Below are 20281 nucleotides of genomic sequence, written 5' to 3'. Positions count from 1 at the left end.
GTCACAGTTTTCCATAGACTCGCCCGGCGACCGCCGTCAGGCGCTCGACCGAGCCGGACTCCGGATGCGGCTTGACCGGCGCGAACAGGATCGAAGCCTGCCTGCCGTTCTTCCAGACATAGATGTTGACGGCGTTGCCGTTGCCCTTGGTGCAGGAATGCTCGCCGAACGCTTCACTGCCGAGTGCCGGTATCGCCACGTGCTTGCACGGGCCCGCGCGTTTCATCATGCCGATGACGGTGTCGCGCGACATCGCGATCACTGCGACGGTCATGGTGTTGGCCTCGCGATCGAACATCATGCAGCTGCCTGCGCCGGTGCGCTGGACCGTCAACGTGCTCGTGTCGAGAAAGCCGTCGGCATCCGCGGCCGTGAGCCACTCGCAATTGCCGAACCGCTCGCTGCTCTTGCTCACGTTGGCGATGGCAACGCGCGCGGCTTCGGTAATCGGTCCGAGCAGCGCGCCGTCGGCACGCCGGCCGACCGGATAGACGCTGATCTGCAGAATGTAATCGCCGGACAAAGCCACGACCGATGCCTCCTGGCGCTCTGCGCCTGCGGCGCTCGTTCCGCCCTGGCCTTCATCGCCGATCCCCGCGACTGCGTTCAGCGGCATGCGCTCGCCGAGCGTCTTGACGAAGGTCGCGTATAATTCCTTGGCGCGGTCCTTGTCGGGATTGCGGAACACGGTGAGCATCATCGTGTCGCCGCGCCCGCCCTGGTAGATGCAGCCGCGGCCGTCCTGATTTGAAATCAGTGACCATTTGAGCGCCGGCATCGCGCCGGCTAGCTCCTTGGCGCTGATGAACGGGCAGGTTTCCGCAGCGAGCGCGGGAGGCACCGGGACGGCTGCGATGGCAAGGAACAGAGCGAGGCACGCGAACAGACGATCGATCATGCGCATTGGATCATTTACAACCGCTATGGGGGCGCTACGGCCGATGAAGAATCGGCGTCGCCTAAACAGATTGGGCTGTTCGCACGTCGCTCACTACCTGCGATGTCCGAGTCGGGTCAAGAGCCACTATCGCGACCTTCGGAGCGCGCGGGGGCCTAGTACAAGCGGGGAAAGGCTGAAAGGCAATCCTTCACTGCCCACCGTGGCCGCATCGGCGCTCACGCCGATGCGGCGCGTATGAACGGATTGCCGCGACGATAATTTAGGACGACCTGACGAATCCAAGATCGTCTTCGATCACGGCGTTGGGTCCGACCGGCACCCGACCTGCATTGGCTAGATTGAGTTTGCGGAAGACGATCTTGTCGCGCCAGACCTTGCGGAGAAAATCTTCGAACACCTGAATGGTCAACTGCTCGCCTGGACACCGTCGGTATCCGAAGCCGAATGGTGCGAAGCCGGCATAGTCACAAACGGGGATGCTCTTCCCGTCGACAACACCGAAAACCGTCCCGAAACCACTATTCGTCACGTTTGCCTTACGTCCATCCTTGACCTCGAAATTTGTGATCTCAAACGGGCATCGCGCGAGGCCGATCTGCTGGCATTTACCTTCATTGATCTGGGCGCTGGTGGGAACGCCAAGATACCTTGATGGATCGAAAGCATCCGGGTCCTTCCAGTGGACCGGGTCCAGGCTGGTACTTGTGTGGGGTGTGCTGATGTAGCTATGGCGTTCCACGGGTAGGCCAAATCTTTGCTGCGGAGATGCGCCATAGGCGCTGGTCCTGGCATCCTGGATAGCTGAGATGCTGCCGCCGTTTGGCGATATGACGCGGAATAATTCCATGACGAACAATTCAAGTGGTGTGTAGGGAGCGCCGTTGGCGTTATCGAAATTTCCGCTCATCGTCGTCTGAAAAGATGCCCGCACGGCCGGATCGCCACCATCTTCGGACAAACGCGACATGATCCCGAAGATCGAGTTGCCCCATTGGCTGAGCGCCACAAAATTGTGGAAGCACTCGAACACGACGTCCCGCTTCGCAAAGTGATGTCCGTCGCCGGCGTTCTTCAGCCAATACCAAGCCATCGTCTTTTCGGGATTCTTGGTCTTGCCACTTTCAATGTCGGCGAGTCGATCGTCGATCCATGATTTCAGAAAGTCGAGGCGCTCACGAACTATCATGTAGTTATCATACGTGATGGGCAGCAGAGGATTCCGGTACGCAAGAACCGTGTTGAATGCTTCACCAATCTGCCGCACCTCGAAGGGAATGGCGTTCCCGGTCACTCCAAGGTGAAGGTCCCAATAGAGGTCGAAATAATAGTTGAGGTAATGCCGCATGAACGGCTTGTTGGCGAATTGCTTGTCCATGAGCTTATCGAAGAATGCGACGACCTTCGGTCCATACATTGGCTTGTAAAGGTCCGGCGTCACCCCCGAGAAGTAAATCCTCTTACGGAGATTATTGGGGCCACGTTTCTCAAGACCCTGCAAAAAGACCGTAACGCCATCTTCGGGAGTCGGCCGCCAGTCCCGGGTAATAAGTCCCCATAGGTCGTAGGGTAGTGCGTTTTCCTTGCTGAACGTGACGTCGATCAGGGGGAGCATTGGACGCTCGCCTTCATAGAAACTCGTCAGAAAAAACGGTTTGACGGCCTTCTCGACATACTCATGATCGAAGTTTGCTGGAATCGTTTCGCGGAAGCGTTGAAACGCAGCCTGAATTTTATCCGGAACTGACGATGGCGGCGCATCGGCGGATGCCTGTTGTACGCCCGCCACCAGCGAAGCGGACGCTCCGCTCCCCAACATGCCGACTGCAGCTGCGCTCCCCTTAAGAACCGTCCGACGTTCCACTCTCTTCGATTCCATTGTCTTCTCCTTTTTGCTCGCGTTCGAATGTTCTCCGTATCTTTGGCAGCCACGCACTTGTCGTGCGCGGCGATCGCAAACCTTTACGGCAACTGACGATTGGCGAAGACGATGTTCGGCCGCTGGCCTGCCTCAGCGGCGACGAGAGAATTGCACCTGAAGCCGACGTGGCTTGATCAAGAGGTGTACAGGGACGGAGCTGCACACTTCTGGATTGATCTAGATCAAAAGGACCGCACCAAGGATTGTCAGCGGCCCGATGCTCCTTACCGGCAGCTGCTTCTGCGCCGCTTGCAGTGGAGCGATGACGCGGTTGTCCAGGGCGCACCGTCCCCATGGAAAACTCGACACGATGGTCGTGGAGTACATCGAGCACCGTTTGTTGGAGCCCAAGTGGCTGGAACGCTGCTGTCGCACGTACTCGATCGCCGCACCGAGCGCGCCGAGCGGCGAAAGTCGCACACCGCCGAATTGCGCGAGCGGGCGGCCGAAGGCAGACGCCAAACTCAAGCGCCTCGACGACGCCATCGAGAACGGCGTCGTCGATCTCTCTGACCCGATGCTGAAGGATCAACGCGTCGAAGTCGATCAGAAAGAACTGCGGATCATGGGATCGAAGAGCGGGCTTCTGCGCATGCTCGTCGCCGCTTCAAGCGCAAAAACGGCAGGTTTTGGCGTGCCCAGTTCTGTACCGAAGTGGCGCCGCTGACGAGATTCGAACTTTTTCGAATTTTGAGTCGGGCTAGATCGAGAAGCTGGTCCCGCAGCCGCAGGACGCCGTCGCGTTCGGATTGTTGACGCGGAACGAGGCGCCGATCAGGTCGTCGACGAAATCGACCTGCGAGCCCGCCAGGAACGGCTGGGAGGCGGAATCGACCAGCACCACCGCGTTCTCCTGCTCGATCACGAGATCGTCGTCGGTGCGGTCGCGGTCGATGTCGAACTTGTACTGGAAGCCGGAGCAGCCGCCGCCCTCGACGGAGATGCGCAGCATCGCGCCAGAACCTTCGCCCTTGAGGATTTCCCCAATCCGGCGTGCGGCGCGGTCACTGATGGTCACGTCAGTCGTCATGGCTTGTCTCCGATCGTCCCGCGGTCATACCAAATTCACTTGTCAGGTTCACGTGCCCAATTCATTTGGTATCGCGCGTCCGGCATAGTTAAGTGCAAGGATACGCAGAATCAAATGGATAGGGACTAAATTCGTCGTGTCCGTCGGAATGGCAGCCCCCCGCGCGCCCTATGCCTGCGACCCCGACCGCAGCCGCGGCCGGCTGGTCACGGAGCCGCCGAGCCGGACCCGCAGCCCGTTCCGGCGGGATTGCGACCGGGTGATCCATTCCACGGCATTCCGCCGGCTCAAGTACAAGACCCAGGTGTTCGTGTTCCACGAGGGCGACCATTACCGCACCCGGCTGACCCATTCGCTGGAGGTGGCGCAGATCGCTCGCGCCCTGGCCCGGCAGCTCGGGCTGGACGAGGACCTCACGGAAACGCTGGCGCTGGCCCATGATCTCGGCCATCCGCCGTTCGGGCACGCCGGCGAGCGGGCGCTGGACGCCTGCCTGAAGGATTTCGGCGGCTTCGATCACAACGCCCAGACCTTGCGCGTCGTCGCCTCGCTCGAGCACCGCTACCCCGAGTTCGACGGACTGAACCTGACCTGGGAGTCGCTGGAGGGTATCGTCAAGCACAACGGCCCGCTGGCGGATCGCAGCGGCGCGCCGGTCGGGCGCTATCGCGAGCACGGCATTCCCGTCGGCATCGCCGACTACATCAAGACCTACGATCTCGAATTGTGGAGCTTCGCCTCGCTGGAGGCACAGGTCGCCGCGATCGCCGACGACATCGCCTATGACGCCCACGACATCGACGACGGCCTGCGTGCCGGCCTGTTCCATCTCGACGATCTCAAGGTGATGCCGCTGACCGCGGAGATCATCGCCGAGACCTCGGCGCATTATCCCGAACTCGAAGACGTCAGGCGCGGCGCCGAGCTGGTGCGCGAGCTGATCTCGCACCTCATCGGCGCGGTGTTTGCGGAGGCGCGGAAGAACCTCGCGGCCGTGAAACCGCAATCGGCCCAGGACGTCCGCCAGCAGGATAGGGCGCTGATCGCATTCCCGGCCGACGTCGCGGAGGAAGAGGCCGCCATCAAGCGCTTTCTCTATCAGCACATGTACCGCCACAAGCGGGTGATGCGGGTGATGGGGGAGGCGGAGCAGATCCTGTTCGACCTGTTCGCAAAATACCTGACGTCGCCCGGTGAGCTGCCGCCTGAATGGCTGCTGGGGGCGGAGACGGACGATGAGGGCGACCGGGCCCGCCGGATCGGCAATTTCATTGCCGGAATGACCGACCGTTTCGCCCTGACCGAGCACCAGCGGCTCTTTGACTCGACCCCGGATTTGCGTTAGGCGGCGCCCATGCCCGACACATCCTCAGCACCGCACCTGTTCGCCGACGTGCTCGCACGTGTGCACGCCGCCTGCCGCACGCTCGCGGCGGACGCCAACTGGCCCGAGGGTATCGATTTCTCCCGCGTGGTGGTCGAGCCGCCGCGCGATGCCTCCCATGGCGACATGGCGACCAACGCTGCCATGGTGCTTGCGAAAGAGGCAAAGGCAAAGCCGCGCGACCTCGCCGAGCAGATCGCCGAGCGGCTCCGCGCCGATGCGCTGATCGCCAAGGTCGACGTCGCCGGTCCCGGCTTCATCAACCTGACGCTGAAGCCGGCCGCCTGGGCCGAGGCGCTCCGCACGGTGCTGCGCGAGGGCGCCGATTACGGTCGCGTCCGCGGCGGCTCCAAGGTCAACGTCGAATACGTCTCGGCCAATCCGACCGGGCCGATGCATGTCGGCCATTGCCGCGGCGCCGTGTTCGGTGACGCGCTGGCGAGCCTGCTCCAGTTCGGCGGCCATGACGTCACGCGCGAATACTACATCAACGATGCCGGCGCGCAGGTCGACGTGCTCGCGCGCTCTGCCTTCCTGAGGTATCGCGAGGCGCTGGGGCAGGACATCGGCGCTATTCCGGAAGGGCTCTATCCCGGCGACTATCTGAAGCCGGTGGGTGCGGCGCTCGCAAAGGAGCATGGCGACAAGCTCCTCGCGATGAGCGAGGCCGAATGGCTGCCGACGGTGCGCGCCAAGGCGATCGCGATGATGATGGACGAGATCAAGGACGATCTCGCCGCTCTCAACATCCGCCACGACGTGTTCTTCTCCGAGCGCTCGTTGATCGAGACCGGCAACAACAAGGTTGCCGAGACCATCGATTTCCTGCAGGCCAAGGGCGACATCTACGAAGGCCGCCTGCCGCCGCCGAAGGGCGCGCCCGTCGAGGATTGGGAAGACCGCGAGCAACTGCTGTTCAAGGCGACCGCTTACGGCGATGACGTCGATCGTCCGCTGATCAAGTCGGACAATTCCTACACCTACTTCGCCTCCGACATCGCCTACCACAAGAACAAGTTCGACCGCGGCTTCGCCGAGATGATCGACGTCTGGGGCGCCGACCATGGCGGCTATATCAAGCGCATGCAGGCGGCGGTGAAGGCGACGACCTCCGGCAAGGGCGCGCTCGACGTCAAGATCGTCCAGCTCGTCAAGCTGCTGCGCAACGGCGAGCCGGTGAAAATGTCGAAGCGGAGCGGGGACTTCGTCACCCTGCGTGAGGTGGTGGATGAAGTCGGTCAGGATGCTGTCCGCTTCATGATGCTCTACCGCAAGAACGACGCGGTGCTCGACTTCGACCTCGCCAAGGTCATGGAGCAGTCGCGCGATAACCCGGTGTTCTACGTCCAGTACGGCCATGCGCGCGGCCACTCGATCTTCCGCAACGCGCGGGCCGAGGTGTTCCCGGAACTGCCTGAGGATACCGGCAAGCGCATCGCCTGGCTGGGCGAGTCGGCGGTGGAACGACTGTCGGACCCGGTTGAACTCGACCTGCTCAAGCGCCTCGCAATTTTTCCGCGCATGCTGGAGGCGGCCGCCGCGGCCCATGAGCCGCACCGAATTGCCTTCTATCTCTATGATTTAGCCAGCGAATTTCATGCACTTTGGACGAAGGGGCGCGATTTGCCCTATTTACGCTTCATTATCAATAATGATGCAGATCTAACGAAGGCGCGGCTGGCCATGGTCCAGGGCGTCGTCTCTGTCCTGGCATCGGGCCTCGCCATCCTCGGCGTCCATGCTCCGGACGAGATGCGGTAGTTTGGGGCGAACTACTTAAGAGGAATTTGGGGGTAACCGGCAGAAGCCGGATCGCTTAGACTTGGTTGAAAGCCTTGTGGGTCGAAAGCCGCGCCTTGGTCGAGGGGCGCGCGGCTTTCCCGAAGGGACGCATCATCACGATGGCCGAACGATATCAGCACAGACCGTTTCCTTCCGATGACTACGGTCGCGGTGACGATCAGCATGGGAAGACGGAAAACGATCCCTTGGCCGAGCTCGCCCGCCTGATCGGACAGACCGATCCATTCGCAGCGCAGGGGCGACCGAACGCACAGCCAGCGGCAGCGCCCGCCCAGAGCTATCAGGACCACCACTATCCGCAGGACGATTATCAGCAGGACCATGCGGAGCAGGCCCCGCCGGCTCAGCCCGGGCCGCCCTCATGGATGCGGCGCGCCAACGTGCAACCGCAACCGCAGCCGGCGCCCGAGCCCGACTATCCCGTCTCTGTGAACCCGGTTCATCCGTTGCATCGCTATTCAGCCCAGCCGACCGCGCCCGAACCTGATTTTCATCAGCCGCAGGCCCGTCAGGACCACGGTTACCAAGCTCAGGCCTACCAAGCTCAGGCCTATCAGGATCAGGCCTATCAGGGGCATGCTCACCAGCAGCATGATCAGGCGTATCAGGAGCAAGCCTATCAGGAGCCGCATCAGCAGCCCGATCCGGCGCGCTACGACGATGCGCTCTACGGGCGGCTGGAGTCGGGCGAGCAGGACTATCAGCGCGATCCCGCCTATCCGGATGATCCCTACGCGTTCCAGAGCGACTACCCCGAGGCCGATCTCGACGAGCCGAAGAAGCCCCGCGGCGGCATGATGACGGTCGCGGCGATCCTCGCGCTTGCCGTGGTCGGCACTGGCGCGGCCTTCGCCTACAAGACCTATGTCGGCTCGCCCCGCAGCGGCGAACCGCCGATCATCAAGGCCGACAATACGCCGACGAAGATCGTGCCGGCGCCGACCGACTCCTCGGCCAAGGTGCCGGATCGCATGGCGAGCGGCGACGGCTCCGAGAAGATCGTGCCGCGCGAAGAGGCGCCTGTCGACGTCGCAGCCAAGGCGGGCGGTCCCCGCGTGGTGTTCCCGCCGCTGAACCAGAACGCGAATCCGCCGACGGTCGCGAGCGTCTCGCCATCCACGGTCCCGCCGCCGAGTGCAGGTCCGATCCCGAGCAACGGCACGCTGCCGGCCAACGCGCCGCGATCGATCAGGACCGTGGCTGTGAGGGGCGATCAGACCGATAGCGCCGCGCCGCAATCGGCCGCCGCCAAGCCGACGGCAGCCGCGCCGAAGTCCGTTGCTACGCCCCCGGCCATGCCACACAATCCACCGACCTCGGCCAATGCCAGTGCCAACCAGCCGATGTCGCTGGCTCCGCAGGCATCGCCAGCCGAGCCGCCGCAGCGGATGGCTGCGAACAATCCGACGCAAATTGCGCCCGCGAGCAGCGCCGGCGGCGGGTTCATCGTACAGGTCTCCTCGCAGCAGACGGAGGATAGCGCTCACGCTTCCTACCGGGTGCTTCAGAGCAAGTATGGCAGCGTGCTTGGATCGCGCTCGCCGGTGATCAAGCGGGTCGACCTTACCGACAAGGGCAAGGGGGTCGTCTACCGCGCCTTCGCCGGCCCCTATGCTTCGGCCGAGGAAGCGACGCAGGCCTGCAACAGCCTGAAGTCTGCTGGCCTGTCCGCCTGCTTCGTCCAGAGGAATTAACGGCGGTTTCCTTGACCCCCTCGCGGGGCAGGGTTAATCGGCCGTTATGAGCACGCGGGCCTTCATAACGGGCGTATCCGGAACGAAACTGACCGCCGCCGAGCGGGAGTTTATCCGTGCCGAGCGCCCGTGGGGCTTCATCCTCTTCAAGCGCAATGTCGAGACGCCGGCTCAAGTTGCTGCGTTGGTTGCGGAATTACGGGCAGTTGCCGGCGCGACTGACGCGCCTGTCCTGATCGACCAGGAGGGCGGACGGGTGCAGCGGCTGGGCCCGCCGCACTGGCCGGTCTATCCGCCGGGCGTCATTTTCTCGACCTTGTACGACACTGATTCGGCGCTCGGACTGACGGCCGCGCGCCTCAGCGCCCGGCTGATAGCGTCTGATCTCGCCGATCTCGGCATTACCGTGGATTGCCTGCCGCTGGCCGACGTGCCGGTGCCGGGCGCCGATGCCGTCATTGGGAACCGGGCTTACGGCACTGAACCCAGCAAGGTCGCCGCGATCGCGCGCGCGGTCACCGAGGGCCTGGAGCAGGGCGGCGTTCTGCCGGTTCTGAAGCACATTCCCGGTCATGGACGCGCCACCGCCGACACTCATTTCAAGCTGCCGACCGTCGATACCCCGAGGGACGAGCTCGACCGAACCGACTTTGCGGCCTTCAGGCCGCTCGCGGACCTGCCGATGGCGATGACTGCACATGTTGTGTTTAGCGCTGTCGACCCCGCCCATCCGGCGACGACTTCTGCGACAATGATTGCGCAGGTGATTCGCGGCGTGATCGGGTTCCAGGGTTTGTTAATGAGTGATGACGTGTCGATGAACGCGCTGTCGGGGAATATCGCCGAACGGACCCGTGCCATCTTCGCGGCCGGCTGCGACATGGCCCTGCATTGCAACGGCAACATCGACGAGATGCGCGAGGTCGCCGGCCAGACACCTGAGCTGTCCGGCACGGCGCTGGAGCGGGCGAAAGCCGCGCTTGCGTCGCGCAAGGCACCGCAGCCGTTCGATCGGGCGGCCGCACGCGCCGAACTGGACGCATTGATCGCACGGGCAAACACGGCATCCGCATGACCGCAGAAATCCTATCGTTCGAAACCGGGCGGCCCGCAGAGCTCGCCGAGGATGAACCGGCGTTGGTGGTGGACGTCGAGGGCTATGAGGGCCCGCTCGACCTGTTGCTCGCGCTTGCTCGCAACCAGAAGGTCGATCTCGCCAAGATCTCGATCCTGGCGCTGGCGGACCAGTATCTCCACTTCATCGAAGCTGCGCGAAAGATCCGGCTGGAGCTTGCTGCTGACTATCTCGTCATGGCGGCCTGGCTCGCCTTCCTGAAGTCGCGCCTGCTGCTGCCGGAGCCGCCGAGTGCGGAAGGTCCGAGCGCCGAAGAGATGGCGACCGCGCTCGCCAACCGGCTGCGCCGGCTCGAGGCCATTCGCGAAGCCGCCAACCGGCTGATGAACCGGCAGCAATTGCTGCGCGACATCTTCCCGCGCGGCGAGCCCGAGCAGATCGCCGAGATCAAGCATCCGAAATACACTGCGACGCTGTACGACCTGCTGACCGCTTACGCTTCACAGCGCCAGTCGCGCGTGCTGGCGAGCGTGCATCTGGCCAAGCGCACGGTGTGGTCGCTCGCCGAGGCGCGCGCCACGCTGGAGCGGCTGGTCGGCAGCATCAGCGAACAGGACGATTGGGGCGTTCTCGACGACTTCCTGGTCCGCCACGTCGCCGATCCGACGCAGCGCGCGACGGTGTTCGCTTCGAGCTTCGCCGCCGCGCTCGAACTGGTGCGTGAAGGTCAGCTCGAGCTGAACCAGAAAGAGGCGTTCGCCCCCATCTATTTCCGGAAGGGGCGCCCGAAACCGGTCGTGGACGCAGCTCCTGCGCCTGATGCGCCGGTCGGTTAAGTGCAAGAAGGAGAAGCTACCATGGCAAGCCTGGCTGAAGTGCGGGTAGAAGAGGCCGAGCCGATGGAGAACGAGTCCCAGGCACGTCCCGAGGAGCTGCGGCTGCTGGAAGCGCTGCTGTTTGCTTCGAACGAACCGCTGGACACCGCGACGCTGGCCAAGCGCATGCCCGAGGGCGTCGACGTCAAGGCCGCGCTCGAACAGCTCCAGGCCGACTATGCCTTGCGCGGCGTGAATCTCGTGCGCGTCGCCAACAAATGGACCTTCCGTACCGCAGGCGATCTCGCCTGGCTGATGACGCGGGAGAGCACCGAGACCCGCCGCCTGTCGCGCGCCGCGATCGAGGTGCTGGCGATCATCGCCTATCACCAGCCGGTGACGCGCGCCGAGATCGAGGAGATCCGCGGCGTCGTCACCTCGAAGGGTACGCTCGACGTGCTGCTGGAGACCGGCTGGATCAAGCCGCGTGGTCGCCGCAAGACGCCCGGCCGGCCCCTGACCTTCGGAACCACCGAGGACTTCCTGTCGCAGTTCACCCTGGAACAGCTTGGCGATCTGCCGGGCCTGGAAGAGCTCAAGGGCACGGGCCTGCTGGATTCACGCCTGCCGACCGGATTCAGCGTGCCGACCCCGTCGGACGACCCGCAGCTGCGTGAGGACGAGGATCCGCTGGAACCCGGCGAGGACCTCGATCTGGCGCTGGCACCCGCGGTCGAGCCCGAGGCGCCGGAAGGCGGCACTGAGGGCGGCGAGGGTGGTAGCGAGGACTGACGTCCCGGCCCTGGAGAGGCTCCCTGCGACCAGTTAACACTTAGCAAGATTACGTAGCGCCAACAGCGAATTGGCGCTGCCTTGGTCCTTGTTTTTGAGGCCTGCCGAGCCTAGGTTTCGGGGAAGATCGGTCGGGTCCCCGGCCAAGCGTGTTTGGAGGGTTGCAGGATGGGTTCGCTTAGCATTTGGCACTGGATCCTGGTGATCGCAGTCGTCCTGCTGCTGTTCGGCCGCGGCAAGATTTCGGATCTGATGGGCGACGTGGCGCAGGGCATCAAGGCGTTCAAGAAGGGCATGCAGGACGACGACAAGGTCGCCGACAAGCCCGAGCCGGCCAAGTCGCTCGAGCACAACGCAGCGCCGAGCACGACCCGGTCCGACGTCGGCAGCAAGGCCGTCTGAGAAAGAGAGCACGCGAGACGCGGGTAGCGGTCCCGATCCTGCGCGCGAGGGATTGGGCCGGTTGCGGCTGGCGTGAACGGAAGACCTCATGTTCGACATCGGGTGGAGTGAACTGGTCCTGATCGGGGTCGTGGCCCTGGTCGCCATCGGCCCGAAAGAGCTGCCGGGCGTGCTGCGCATGGTCGGGCAGTGGATGGGCAAGGCCCGCAAGATGGCCGCCGAATTCCAGGGCCAGTTCCAGGAAGCGATGCGCGAGGCCGAGATGGCCGACCTCAAGAAGAGCTTTGACGAGGTCAAGGAAGCGGCGTCGGGCTTTGCCGGCAACAATCTGATGACCTCGCTCCAGAAGGACGTCAGCGACGCGCTTCGCGTCGATGCGCTGGACAAGCCCGCCGAGACGACGGCCACCGCAGCTGTCGAGCCGCCGGCGACTGAAGCGCTGGCGACACCGACCACTCCGGAAGCGCCGACGCCGGAGACTTTCGTGGAAGCTGAGGCTCATGCGGCGGTGAATGAGCCGCTCGCCATCACTCGTGAGGTCGAGCAGGCGCAGGCCGCCCAGACCTCGGTGACCCAGGACACTGCGCCATCCGAGGCGATCAAGGACGTCAAAGCGTCATGAGCGACGCCGATATCGAGGCCAGCAAAGCCCCTCTGATGGACCATTTGATCGAGCTGCGGTCGCGGCTGATCAAGGCGCTGCTCGGATTCGGCGTGGCCTTCATCTTCTGCTTCTTCTTCGCCAAGCAGATCTACAACGTGCTGGTCTGGCCGTTCGTGTGGGTCGCGGGTCCCGAGAATTCCAAGTTCATCTACACGGCGCTGCTGGAATATTTCATCACCCAGCTCAAGCTCGCCTTGTTCGGCGCGGGCTTCATCTCGTTCCCGATCGTCGCGACGCAGATCTACAAGTTCGTCGCGCCCGGGCTCTACAAGCACGAGAAGCAGGCCTTCCTGCCTTATCTGGTCGCGACCCCGTTCTTCTTCGTGCTCGGCGCGGCGCTGGTCTATTTCGTCGTGCTGCCGATGCTGGTCCGCTTCTCGCTCGGCATGCAGCAGGCCGGCAGCGACGAGACGGCGCAAATCCAGCTGCTGCCCAAGGTCGGCGAATATCTCTCGCTGATGATGTCGCTGATCTTCGCCTTCGGCATCGCCTTCCAGCTTCCGGTGATCCTGACGCTGCTCGGCCGCATCGGCATCGTGACCTCGAAAATGCTGCGCGAGAAGCGCCGCTATTTCATCGTCATCGCCTTCGTGATCGCGGCGGTGCTGACACCGCCCGACGTGCTCAGCCAGTGCTCGCTCGCGATCCCCTTGCTGGCGCTCTACGAGGGCTCGATCATCGCGGTCGGCATGGTGGAGAAGAAGGCGGCCGCCGCACAGGCCGCGACCGGCACCGACGTGTCGACGCCGGCCAATCCGGCGGAGTAGGGCGGCCACATCACCAGTGTCATTCCCCGCGAAAGCGGGGAATCCAGTACGCCGCGGCTCCTCGGGGAATCACTCCCGTCTCTGGAATACTGGATCACCCGCTTTCGCGGGTGATGACAGCCGTGCTAGGGGAAGCAGCCATTTGCATGAATGCAAATCCAGAGTTTGCATGTCTGCAACAAGCCCCAGGACCGCCCCCATGCACGACATCAAATCGATCCGCGACAATCCGCAAGCCTTCGACGCCGGCCTCGCCCGGCGGGGCCTGAAGCCGTTGTCCGCATCGCTGCTGGCGATCGACGAGAAGCGGCGGGCGGCGATCCTGGCCTCGGAGCAGGCGCAGGCGCGGCGCAACGCCGCCTCCAAGGAGATCGGCGACGCCAAGAAGGCGAAGGACGAGGCGCGCGCGGCCAAGCTGATGGCCGAGGTCGCCGAGCTCAAGACAACGATGCCCGAGCTCGAGGCCGCCGCGAAGGCCGCCGACGAGGAGCTGACGAAAGAGCTGTCCGCGATCCCGAACATTCCGTTCGACGAAGTGCCCGATGGCGTCGACGAGCACGGCAATGTGCAGCACCACGTGTTCGGCAACAAGCGCAACTACAGCTTTGCGCCGAAGCTGCATGACGATCTCGGCACCGCGCTCGGCTACATGGATTTCGAAGCGGCGGCAAAACTCTCCGGCGCGCGCTTCGTCGTGCTGAAGAAAGGGCTGGCGCGGCTCGAGCGTGCGATCGGCCAGTTCATGCTCGACCTGCACACGACCGAGCACGGCTACACCGAGATCAACCCGCCGCTCCTGGTGCGCAACGAGGTGATGTTCGGCACCGGACAGTTGCCGAAATTCGAGGACGATCAGTTCTGGGCGATCAAGGGTGAGCTGTTGGCTGCACCCGATCACGAGCGGCTGAAGACCGAGCGCCTCGGCCTGATCCCGACCGCGGAAGTCTCGCTCACCAACCTCGCGCGGGAATCCATTCTCGACGAGAAGCAGCTGCCGATGCGGCTCACCGCGCTGACGCCGTGCTTCCGCGCCGAGGCGGGTGCTGCGGGGCGCGACACCCGCGGCATGATCCGCCAGCACCAGTTCACCAAGGTGGAGCTGGTCTCGATCACGACGCCGGAGGCGAGCAAGGACGAGCTGGAGCGGATGCTGTCGTGCGCGGAGCAGGTGCTCCAGAAGCTCGACCTGCATTATCGCGTGATGACGCTCTGTGCAGGGGATATGGGTTTCTCGTCGCAAAAAACCTATGACATCGAGGTCTGGATGCCGGGGCAGGGCGATGGCGGCATGTTCCGCGAGATCTCGAGCTGCTCGGTCTGCGGCGACTTCCAGGCGCGGCGCATGGATGCGCGCTCGCGCGGGCCGGACGGCAAGCCGCGCTTCGTGCACACGCTGAACGGCTCCGGCACCGCGGTCGGCCGCGCGCTGATCGCCGTGATGGAGACCTATCAGCAGGAGGACGGCTCGATCGCGGTCCCCAGCGTGCTCCAGCCCTATATGGGCGGGCTGAAGGTGGTCGCGCGCGACTAGCGCGCATTGCCTGCCTATAACGCAAAACGTTTGGTTGCGAAGAACGGGCGGCCGGTTATCCTGCCGGCCACCCGACAACGCGAACCCCACCGTTCATGCCCTTGCACCGCGACATCTTCTGGGTCGGCAGACAATGGGCGGTGACAGGTGCCGGCATCCAGGCCGTCGATCAGCGACTGCGCGGTGTATTGGACATCGCGATCGCGCGGCTCTGGGATGACGATCTCGTGCGCAGCCGGCGGGCCAAGCCCGGCGTGAATGCCGCAGATTTCGACAAGGCGCTGACCGTGGCGCGCGAGCGCTTTCCGCAGACGCCGGCGTCGGACCCGATCGTTACGCATCTGGAGACGCTCGGGGTGATCGAGGCTCCGGTCGTGAGCCTGGTGGTGCCGGCGATGCAGCTGCGCGCGGAAGGCAGGCTCGCACGCTTCCTGCCGCAATGGCGCGTCCGGCGCTAGCAGGACCAGGCCGGGAACCTGCCGCCGGACCCAATCGGCCGGTTTGCCTGATCGGCCCCGGCCGGATAAGACGGCTCAGACCCGCTTCAGGAATCGACCCTTCGCATGCGCATTCTCTGCACCAATGACGACGGCATTCACGCCCCCGGCCTCAAGGTCGTGGAGGAGATCGCACGCGCCTTGTCCGACGACGTCTGGGTCGTTGCGCCCGAGCTCGACCAGTCCGGCGTGTCGCATTCGCTGTCGCTGAACGATCCGTTGCGCCTGCGCGAGGTCGGCCCGCGCCACTTCGCCGTGCGCGGCACGCCGACCGACTGCGTCATCATGGGCGCGCGCCATATCCTGGGCACCAAGCCGCCGGACCTCGTGCTCTCGGGCGTCAACAAGGGCCGCAACGTCGCTGAGGACGTGGTCTATTCCGGTACCATTGCCGGCGCGCTGGAAGGCACCATTTTGGGGCTGCCGTCGTTCGCGCTGTCGCAGGAGTTCAGCGTCGAGACCCGCGACCGGCCGCAATGGGACACCGCGCGCCAGTTCGGGCCCGACATCCTGCGCAAGGTGATCGCCGCCGGCATCCCCAAGGACACCGTCATCAACGTCAACTTCCCGTCCTGCGCGCCGGAGGAGGTGCTCGGTATCCGCGTGACGCGGCAGGGCAAGCGCAATCTCGGTTTCTTGCGGATCGACGAGCGCAGGGACGGCCGCAACAATCCCTATTTCTGGATCGGCTTCGAGCGCGCGGCAATGATGGATACGCCCGCCGAGGGCACCGATCTGGCGGCGCTGCGCGAGCGCTATGTCTCGGTCACGCCGCTCCGGCTCGACCGCACCAACGAGGCGTTTTCCGAAGCGCTGAGCGCGACGCTGAAGTAGCGATCCGGGCTACAGGTCCGGAAGTCGCGGCTAGCCGCCGCGCAGCGCGGCTTCGATGGTCTTGCCGAGCGCGTCGAGCTGGAACGGCTTCTGAAGCGCCGGCCGGTCGCGGTACTGCTCGGGCAGGCCGGAGGAGCCGTAGCCGGTGGCAAAGATGAACGGGCAGCCCTTCGCCTTGATGACATCGGCAACCGGCGAGATGACCTTGCCGTTGACGTTGACGTCGAGGATGGCGATGTCGAACTCGGTGGCCTGGGCGAGCCGCATCGCCTCGGTGATGTCGCCGGCTTCGGCTGCGACCTTGTAACCGAGCTCTTCGAGCATGTCCGCGACCATCATTCTGATCATCACCTCGTCCTCGACGAGGAATACAGAGCGGCCCGAAAGCCCTGTTGCGGTCATTTTCGTTGAGTCCTTGCCCATTCCCAAAAAACGTTCGCAGATTATGCGAATCGACGCAATGCGCGTTTCGGCGAACTGAAACCGCAAAATGACCTTTGCGGCCAGTCCGTTGCAAGCCAATTTATGGTCTAATAACGCACCCGAAAGGCTATCTTGGGTTCCTGAGCAGGAACAGGATTCTTGCCCCGGGTCTTGGCGATACGGCTGACGATCCGGACGGGACAGGACGACACAAGCAGCGATGATCTCCAATCAGAACCCACCGGAAAAGATGATGTTTCAGCTCACGCTGAGGCGTCGGGGCATCAGCGACCAGGCGGTGCTGCGGACGATGGAGGAGGTGCCGCGCGAGCAGTTCGTCGACGAAGCCGACCGCGACGGCGCCTACCGTGACAGCGCGCTGCCGATCGCCTGCGGGCAGACCATCAGCCAGCCCTTCGTCGTCGCCTACATGACCGAGCAGCTGCAGCTCCAGAAGAAGCACCGCGTGCTCGAGATCGGGGCCGGGTCCGGTTATCAGGCCGCGGTGCTGTCGCGGCTCGCAGGCCAGGTGCTGACCGTCGAGCGCTACCGCAAGCTCGCGGATGCGGCACGTCTCAGGCTCGAAAAGCTGAGCTGTCACAATGTCGAGGTGATGCTCGGCGACGGCCTCAACCTGCCGGCCAATATCGGCCCGTTCGACCGCATCATCGTGACCGCCGCCGTGGAGCAGCTTCCGGAGAACCTGGTCGAGCGGCTCGAGGTCGGCGGCATCCTGATCGCGCCCATTGGCCCGCACCAGGGCGTGCAGACGCTGGTCCGTCTCCGCCGGACCGAAACCGGGATCGAGCGCAAGGAACTCGTCGAGGTCCGCTTCGTGCCGGCACTGCCCGGGGTGGCGCGGGAGCTGTAGATTTCCGGATCGGCTGTGCTGCCAACATCTTATTGGGAGGGTTAAGCCGTTATTTACTCGTCGCGTGTTTACTTAAAACACCAGTTCTGTTGCGTACGAGTGAGTAACCATGTCTGTCGTCGCCGAGTTGCTTTACTCGCGCCGCGTACCGCAGGTCGCGGTGCTGGCGCTGATCTCCTTCAGCTTCGCAGGGTGCAGCGCCGACATGTCGTCGCGGCTCTCCCAGTCGAATTTCTCCAATCCCTTCGCGTCTGACCAGACCGGCTCGGTGCAGCAGGCGCCGCCGCCGCAGCAGCGTGAGCTGCCGCAATATTCGCGGCCGCAGACGCAGCCCGGTTATTATCAGTCGCAGCCCTTGCCGCCGCCGGCGGTCTCCGCGCCGCAATCCTATCCCGTCGCGGCGGGTGGTGGCGTGTCCGGAGGCGGCCGTGGCGTCGGCTCCTACGCGCCCCCGGCGCAACCGCGCCTCGAGACCACAGCCACCGTGCCGTCGCGCTCGGTCGCGGCCGCCCAGCCGGCCGGCGGGACCAAGATCATCGTCGGCACCAGCGACACGCTCGACGTGCTCGCCAAGCGCTATCACGTCACGCCGCAGGCGATCCTCGCCGCCAACGGCTACAAGGGTCCGCGCTCGCTGTCTCCCGGTCAGCAGTTGATCATCCCGCATCCGGGCGCAACGGCTGCTGCGCCGGCGCCACTGATGGCTCCCGTCGCTGCGGCTCCGGCGCTGGCACCTGCTGCGAAGCCGGTTGCGGCCGTCGCTGCGCCGCCGAGCATGCATTTCGTCAATCGTGGCGACACGCTCGCCAGCATCGCCCGCAAGAACCATATCTCGTCGGCCGAGCTCGCCCGTGCCAACGGTCTCGCTCCGTCGGCCAAGCTCAAGCTCGGCACCAAGCTGACCGTGCCCGGTGCAAGGACCGCTGCTCTTGCGGCGCCGGTTGCCGCGGCTCCAGTCGCCGCCGCTCCGGTTGCGGGGGCGCTGCAGCCCGTCGCGGCCGCTCCCGCGCCCGCCACCAAGATGGCCGCTGCTGCCACGCCGGTGCAGAGCGCGCGCCTGGCTCAGGCCACGGCCAATGTCGAAGAGAAGCCCGCCGAGACGCCGGCGAAGGCTGCGGAGGCCACCGGCGCGCTGCCGACCTTCCGCTGGCCGGTGCGCGGCAAGGTAGTCACGAGCTACGGCGCCAAGACCAATGGCAAGTCCAATGACGGCATCAACCTCGCGGTGCCCGAGGGTACGCCGGTCAAGGCGGCTGAAGACGGCGTCGTCGCCTATTCCGGCAACGAGCTGAAGGGTTATGGCAATCTGGTTCTGGTTCGGCACTCCAACGGCTACGTCACCGCATATGCCCATGCGAGTGAGCTGATGGTGAAGCGCGGAGATACCATCAAGCGCGGCCAGGTCATTGCCAAGTCGGGTCAATCCGGGGAGGTGGCGTCGCCGCAGCTTCACTTCGAGATCCGTAAGGGATCGAGCCCGGTTGACCCGCTTCAATTCCTGAACGGGGCTTGAGGCCGACGTTGCTTCGGCAGAGCGCGGCTCCCTCCCTCTCGGAAGCCGCGCCCTATTCAATCACTGAGCTAGTCGCGTATGATTTGAGGTCATGAGATCAGGTTCGGCTTGAGGGGTTTGGGACCGGACCATCAAATTTCGAAAAACAACCCCATGCAAAGTAGCCGATGGCTACCGGTGAGACGTCCTAATAGTCTGAATCTGTTTCGGTTTCGATCGCGCTGGCGGACCCGGCAACGTCGTGAATAACCCGAGCGGGATCTTTTGATTTAGATCAACCTGAAAGTCCTTCATTCCGTGTCCGTAGCAGCGCAGGCCAACGGGTCCGGAGATCGGAATGAAGCTGGCTGGTACGAAATCGTCGTCTGATTCCGGACAATCGTTCCAGCATCCAGCAGGTGAGGGGATGCTGCACGTGCCGGGTGGCACGTTTCGCATGGGGTCGGATCGGCACTATCCGGAGGAAGCGCCGGTCCACCGCGTCACAGTAGATGCGTTCTGGATGGATCGCCATCCAGTGACGAACCGGCAATTCAAGGCGTTCGCCAAGGCAACCGGTTACGTCACCGTTGCCGAGATCCCGCCCGATCCAAAGGACTATCCCGGAATTCTCCCGCACATGGTCTATGCGGGCTCCCTGATGTTCTCTCCGCCTCCGTATCCGGTCAGTCTCCGGGACTTCAGCCAGTGGTGGACCTTCGCCAAAGGCGCGAACTGGCGGCATCCCTACGGGCCGGGCAGCGACATCCGTGGGCTGGACGATCATCCCGTTGTGCATGTGGCCTTCAACGATGCGCTCGCCTACGCAACATGGGCCGGCAAGGCTTTGCCAACCGAAGCGGAATGGGAATTCGCGGCGCGCGGCGGGCTGGATGGCGCCGAGTTCGCATGGGGAGATGAATTTGCGCCCGGGGGCCGTCACATGGCCAACACCTGGCAGGGCGAATTTCCGCGCCAGAACACCAGGGAAGATGGATACGAACGGACATCGCCGGTCACCGCATTTCCACCGAACGGATACGGGCTGCACGATCTGATCGGCAACGTCTGGGAATGGACGACCGACTGGTATTCGCCTCGGCATGAGGCCGACGCTGCAAAAGCGTGCTGCATTCCAGAGAACCCGCGCGGCGGCCGCGAGGCCGACAGCTACGACCCCCGAACGACCAACGTCAAGATTCCACGCAAGGTCATCAAAGGCGGCTCGCATTTGTGCGCGCCGAACTACTGCCGACGCTACCGGCCGGCAGCGCGACACGCGGAGCCGGTGGATACTTCCACGAGTCATCTCGGCTTTAGGTGCGTTAGGCGAGGAGCCTGTGATGCATCATAAACAGGAGAGCGTAACCATGTTGAGTTCCATATTG

20 protein-coding genes are annotated in these 20281 nt (G+C 64.1%); 16 read left to right on the top strand and 4 right to left on the bottom strand.

Features of this window, described 5'->3' with window-relative positions:
* Position 1: 1 nt before the first annotated feature.
* Together NLM25_RS24490 and NLM25_RS24485 are read right to left on the bottom strand one after the other, a co-directional pair.
* Positions 2–904, bottom strand: coding sequence for a hypothetical protein (locus tag NLM25_RS24490; protein ID WP_309143612.1), 903 nt, complete (start codon positions 902–904; stop codon positions 2–4).
* Between the two features lie 256 nt (positions 905–1160).
* Positions 1161–2777, bottom strand: a complete 1617-nt coding sequence (locus NLM25_RS24485) for a twin-arginine translocation signal domain-containing protein (RefSeq protein WP_254138687.1) — start codon at positions 2775–2777, stop codon at positions 1161–1163.
* A 304-nt stretch (positions 2778–3081) separates the two neighbouring features.
* Between NLM25_RS24485 and NLM25_RS24480 the strand changes: the two genes are divergently transcribed.
* Entirely contained in the window at positions 3082–3486 is a 405-nt protein-coding gene (locus tag NLM25_RS24480; protein ID WP_254138686.1) for a hypothetical protein, read from the top strand.
* 33 nt (positions 3487–3519) lie between these two features.
* Here the strand turns inward: NLM25_RS24480 and erpA are convergent, their stop codons facing one another.
* On the bottom strand, positions 3520–3849 hold the full coding sequence (erpA, locus tag NLM25_RS24475; protein WP_014495044.1) for an iron-sulfur cluster insertion protein ErpA: 330 nt from the start codon (positions 3847–3849) through the stop codon (positions 3520–3522).
* Positions 3850–3985: 136 nt separating this feature from the next.
* Here erpA and NLM25_RS24470 point away from each other — a divergent pair, with 136 nt between their 5' ends.
* The 12 genes from NLM25_RS24470 (at position 3986) to surE (ending at position 16107) form a co-directional block, all read left to right on the top strand.
* Positions 3986–5194: a deoxyguanosinetriphosphate triphosphohydrolase gene (locus NLM25_RS24470; RefSeq protein WP_254138685.1), complete on the top strand. Its 1209-nt coding sequence runs from the start codon at positions 3986–3988 to the stop codon at positions 5192–5194.
* A gap of 9 nt (positions 5195–5203) precedes the next feature.
* Complete coding sequence (argS, locus tag NLM25_RS24465) at positions 5204–6994, top strand: arginine--tRNA ligase (protein WP_254138684.1); 1791 nt, start codon at positions 5204–5206, stop codon at positions 6992–6994.
* A gap of 140 nt (positions 6995–7134) precedes the next feature.
* On the top strand, positions 7135–8730 hold the full coding sequence (locus NLM25_RS24460) for an SPOR domain-containing protein (RefSeq protein ID WP_254141258.1): 1596 nt from the start codon (positions 7135–7137) through the stop codon (positions 8728–8730).
* Between the two features lie 46 nt (positions 8731–8776).
* A complete protein-coding gene (gene nagZ / locus NLM25_RS24455) occupies positions 8777–9805 on the top strand; it encodes a beta-N-acetylhexosaminidase (RefSeq protein ID WP_254138683.1) in 1029 nt (342 codons plus the stop codon).
* Positions 9802–10641 carry a ScpA family protein gene (locus tag NLM25_RS24450; protein WP_254119784.1) on the top strand — a complete coding sequence of 280 codons (840 nt, stop codon included), beginning with the start codon at positions 9802–9804 and terminating at the stop codon, positions 10639–10641. The genes nagZ and NLM25_RS24450 overlap by 4 nt, the downstream gene beginning before the upstream one ends.
* A gap of 21 nt (positions 10642–10662) precedes the next feature.
* On the top strand, positions 10663–11412 hold the full coding sequence (gene scpB / locus NLM25_RS24445) for an SMC-Scp complex subunit ScpB (RefSeq protein WP_254138682.1): 750 nt from the start codon (positions 10663–10665) through the stop codon (positions 11410–11412).
* A gap of 168 nt (positions 11413–11580) precedes the next feature.
* Positions 11581–11814: a twin-arginine translocase TatA/TatE family subunit gene (locus tag NLM25_RS24440; protein WP_254119781.1), complete on the top strand. Its 234-nt coding sequence runs from the start codon at positions 11581–11583 to the stop codon at positions 11812–11814.
* Positions 11815–11902: 88 nt separating this feature from the next.
* On the top strand, positions 11903–12436 hold the full coding sequence (tatB, locus tag NLM25_RS24435) for a Sec-independent protein translocase protein TatB (RefSeq protein ID WP_254138681.1): 534 nt from the start codon (positions 11903–11905) through the stop codon (positions 12434–12436).
* Positions 12433–13245 carry a twin-arginine translocase subunit TatC gene (gene tatC / locus NLM25_RS24430; protein ID WP_092181319.1) on the top strand — a complete coding sequence of 271 codons (813 nt, stop codon included), beginning with the start codon at positions 12433–12435 and terminating at the stop codon, positions 13243–13245. Before tatB ends, tatC begins: the two co-directional genes overlap by 4 nt.
* Positions 13246–13444: 199 nt before the next feature.
* Positions 13445–14776 (top strand): serine--tRNA ligase, encoded by a 1332-nt coding sequence (gene serS / locus NLM25_RS24425; protein ID WP_254138680.1) that lies wholly within the window; start codon positions 13445–13447, stop codon positions 14774–14776.
* Positions 14777–14871: 95 nt separating this feature from the next.
* Entirely contained in the window at positions 14872–15234 is a 363-nt protein-coding gene (locus NLM25_RS24420) for a hypothetical protein (RefSeq protein WP_254138679.1), read from the top strand.
* Positions 15235–15339: 105 nt separating this feature from the next.
* A complete protein-coding gene (surE, locus tag NLM25_RS24415; protein ID WP_254119773.1) occupies positions 15340–16107 on the top strand; it encodes a 5'/3'-nucleotidase SurE in 768 nt (255 codons plus the stop codon).
* 30 nt (positions 16108–16137) lie between these two features.
* Here surE and NLM25_RS24410 read toward each other — a convergent pair whose 3' ends face one another.
* A complete protein-coding gene (locus NLM25_RS24410; protein WP_008547195.1) occupies positions 16138–16509 on the bottom strand; it encodes a response regulator in 372 nt (123 codons plus the stop codon).
* Between the two features lie 241 nt (positions 16510–16750).
* On the opposite strand from NLM25_RS24410, the gene NLM25_RS24405 reads away from it, so the two are divergent.
* The 3 genes from NLM25_RS24405 (at position 16751) to NLM25_RS24395 (ending at position 20247) form a co-directional block, all read left to right on the top strand.
* Positions 16751–17401, top strand: coding sequence for a protein-L-isoaspartate(D-aspartate) O-methyltransferase (locus NLM25_RS24405; protein ID WP_254138678.1), 651 nt, complete (start codon positions 16751–16753; stop codon positions 17399–17401).
* A 109-nt stretch (positions 17402–17510) separates the two neighbouring features.
* A complete protein-coding gene (locus tag NLM25_RS24400; RefSeq protein WP_254138677.1) occupies positions 17511–18914 on the top strand; it encodes a LysM peptidoglycan-binding domain-containing M23 family metallopeptidase in 1404 nt (467 codons plus the stop codon).
* Positions 18915–19251: 337 nt separating this feature from the next.
* Complete coding sequence (locus NLM25_RS24395; protein ID WP_254138676.1) at positions 19252–20247, top strand: formylglycine-generating enzyme family protein; 996 nt, start codon at positions 19252–19254, stop codon at positions 20245–20247.
* The last annotated feature ends 34 nt before the right edge of the window (positions 20248–20281 follow it).

Source organism: Bradyrhizobium sp. CCGB01 (assembly GCF_024199795.1).
Lineage (GTDB): Bacteria > Pseudomonadota > Alphaproteobacteria > Rhizobiales > Xanthobacteraceae > Bradyrhizobium.
The sequence above is the reverse complement of the archived record's forward strand: the minus strand, read 5'-3'. Positions and strand labels throughout refer to the sequence as shown.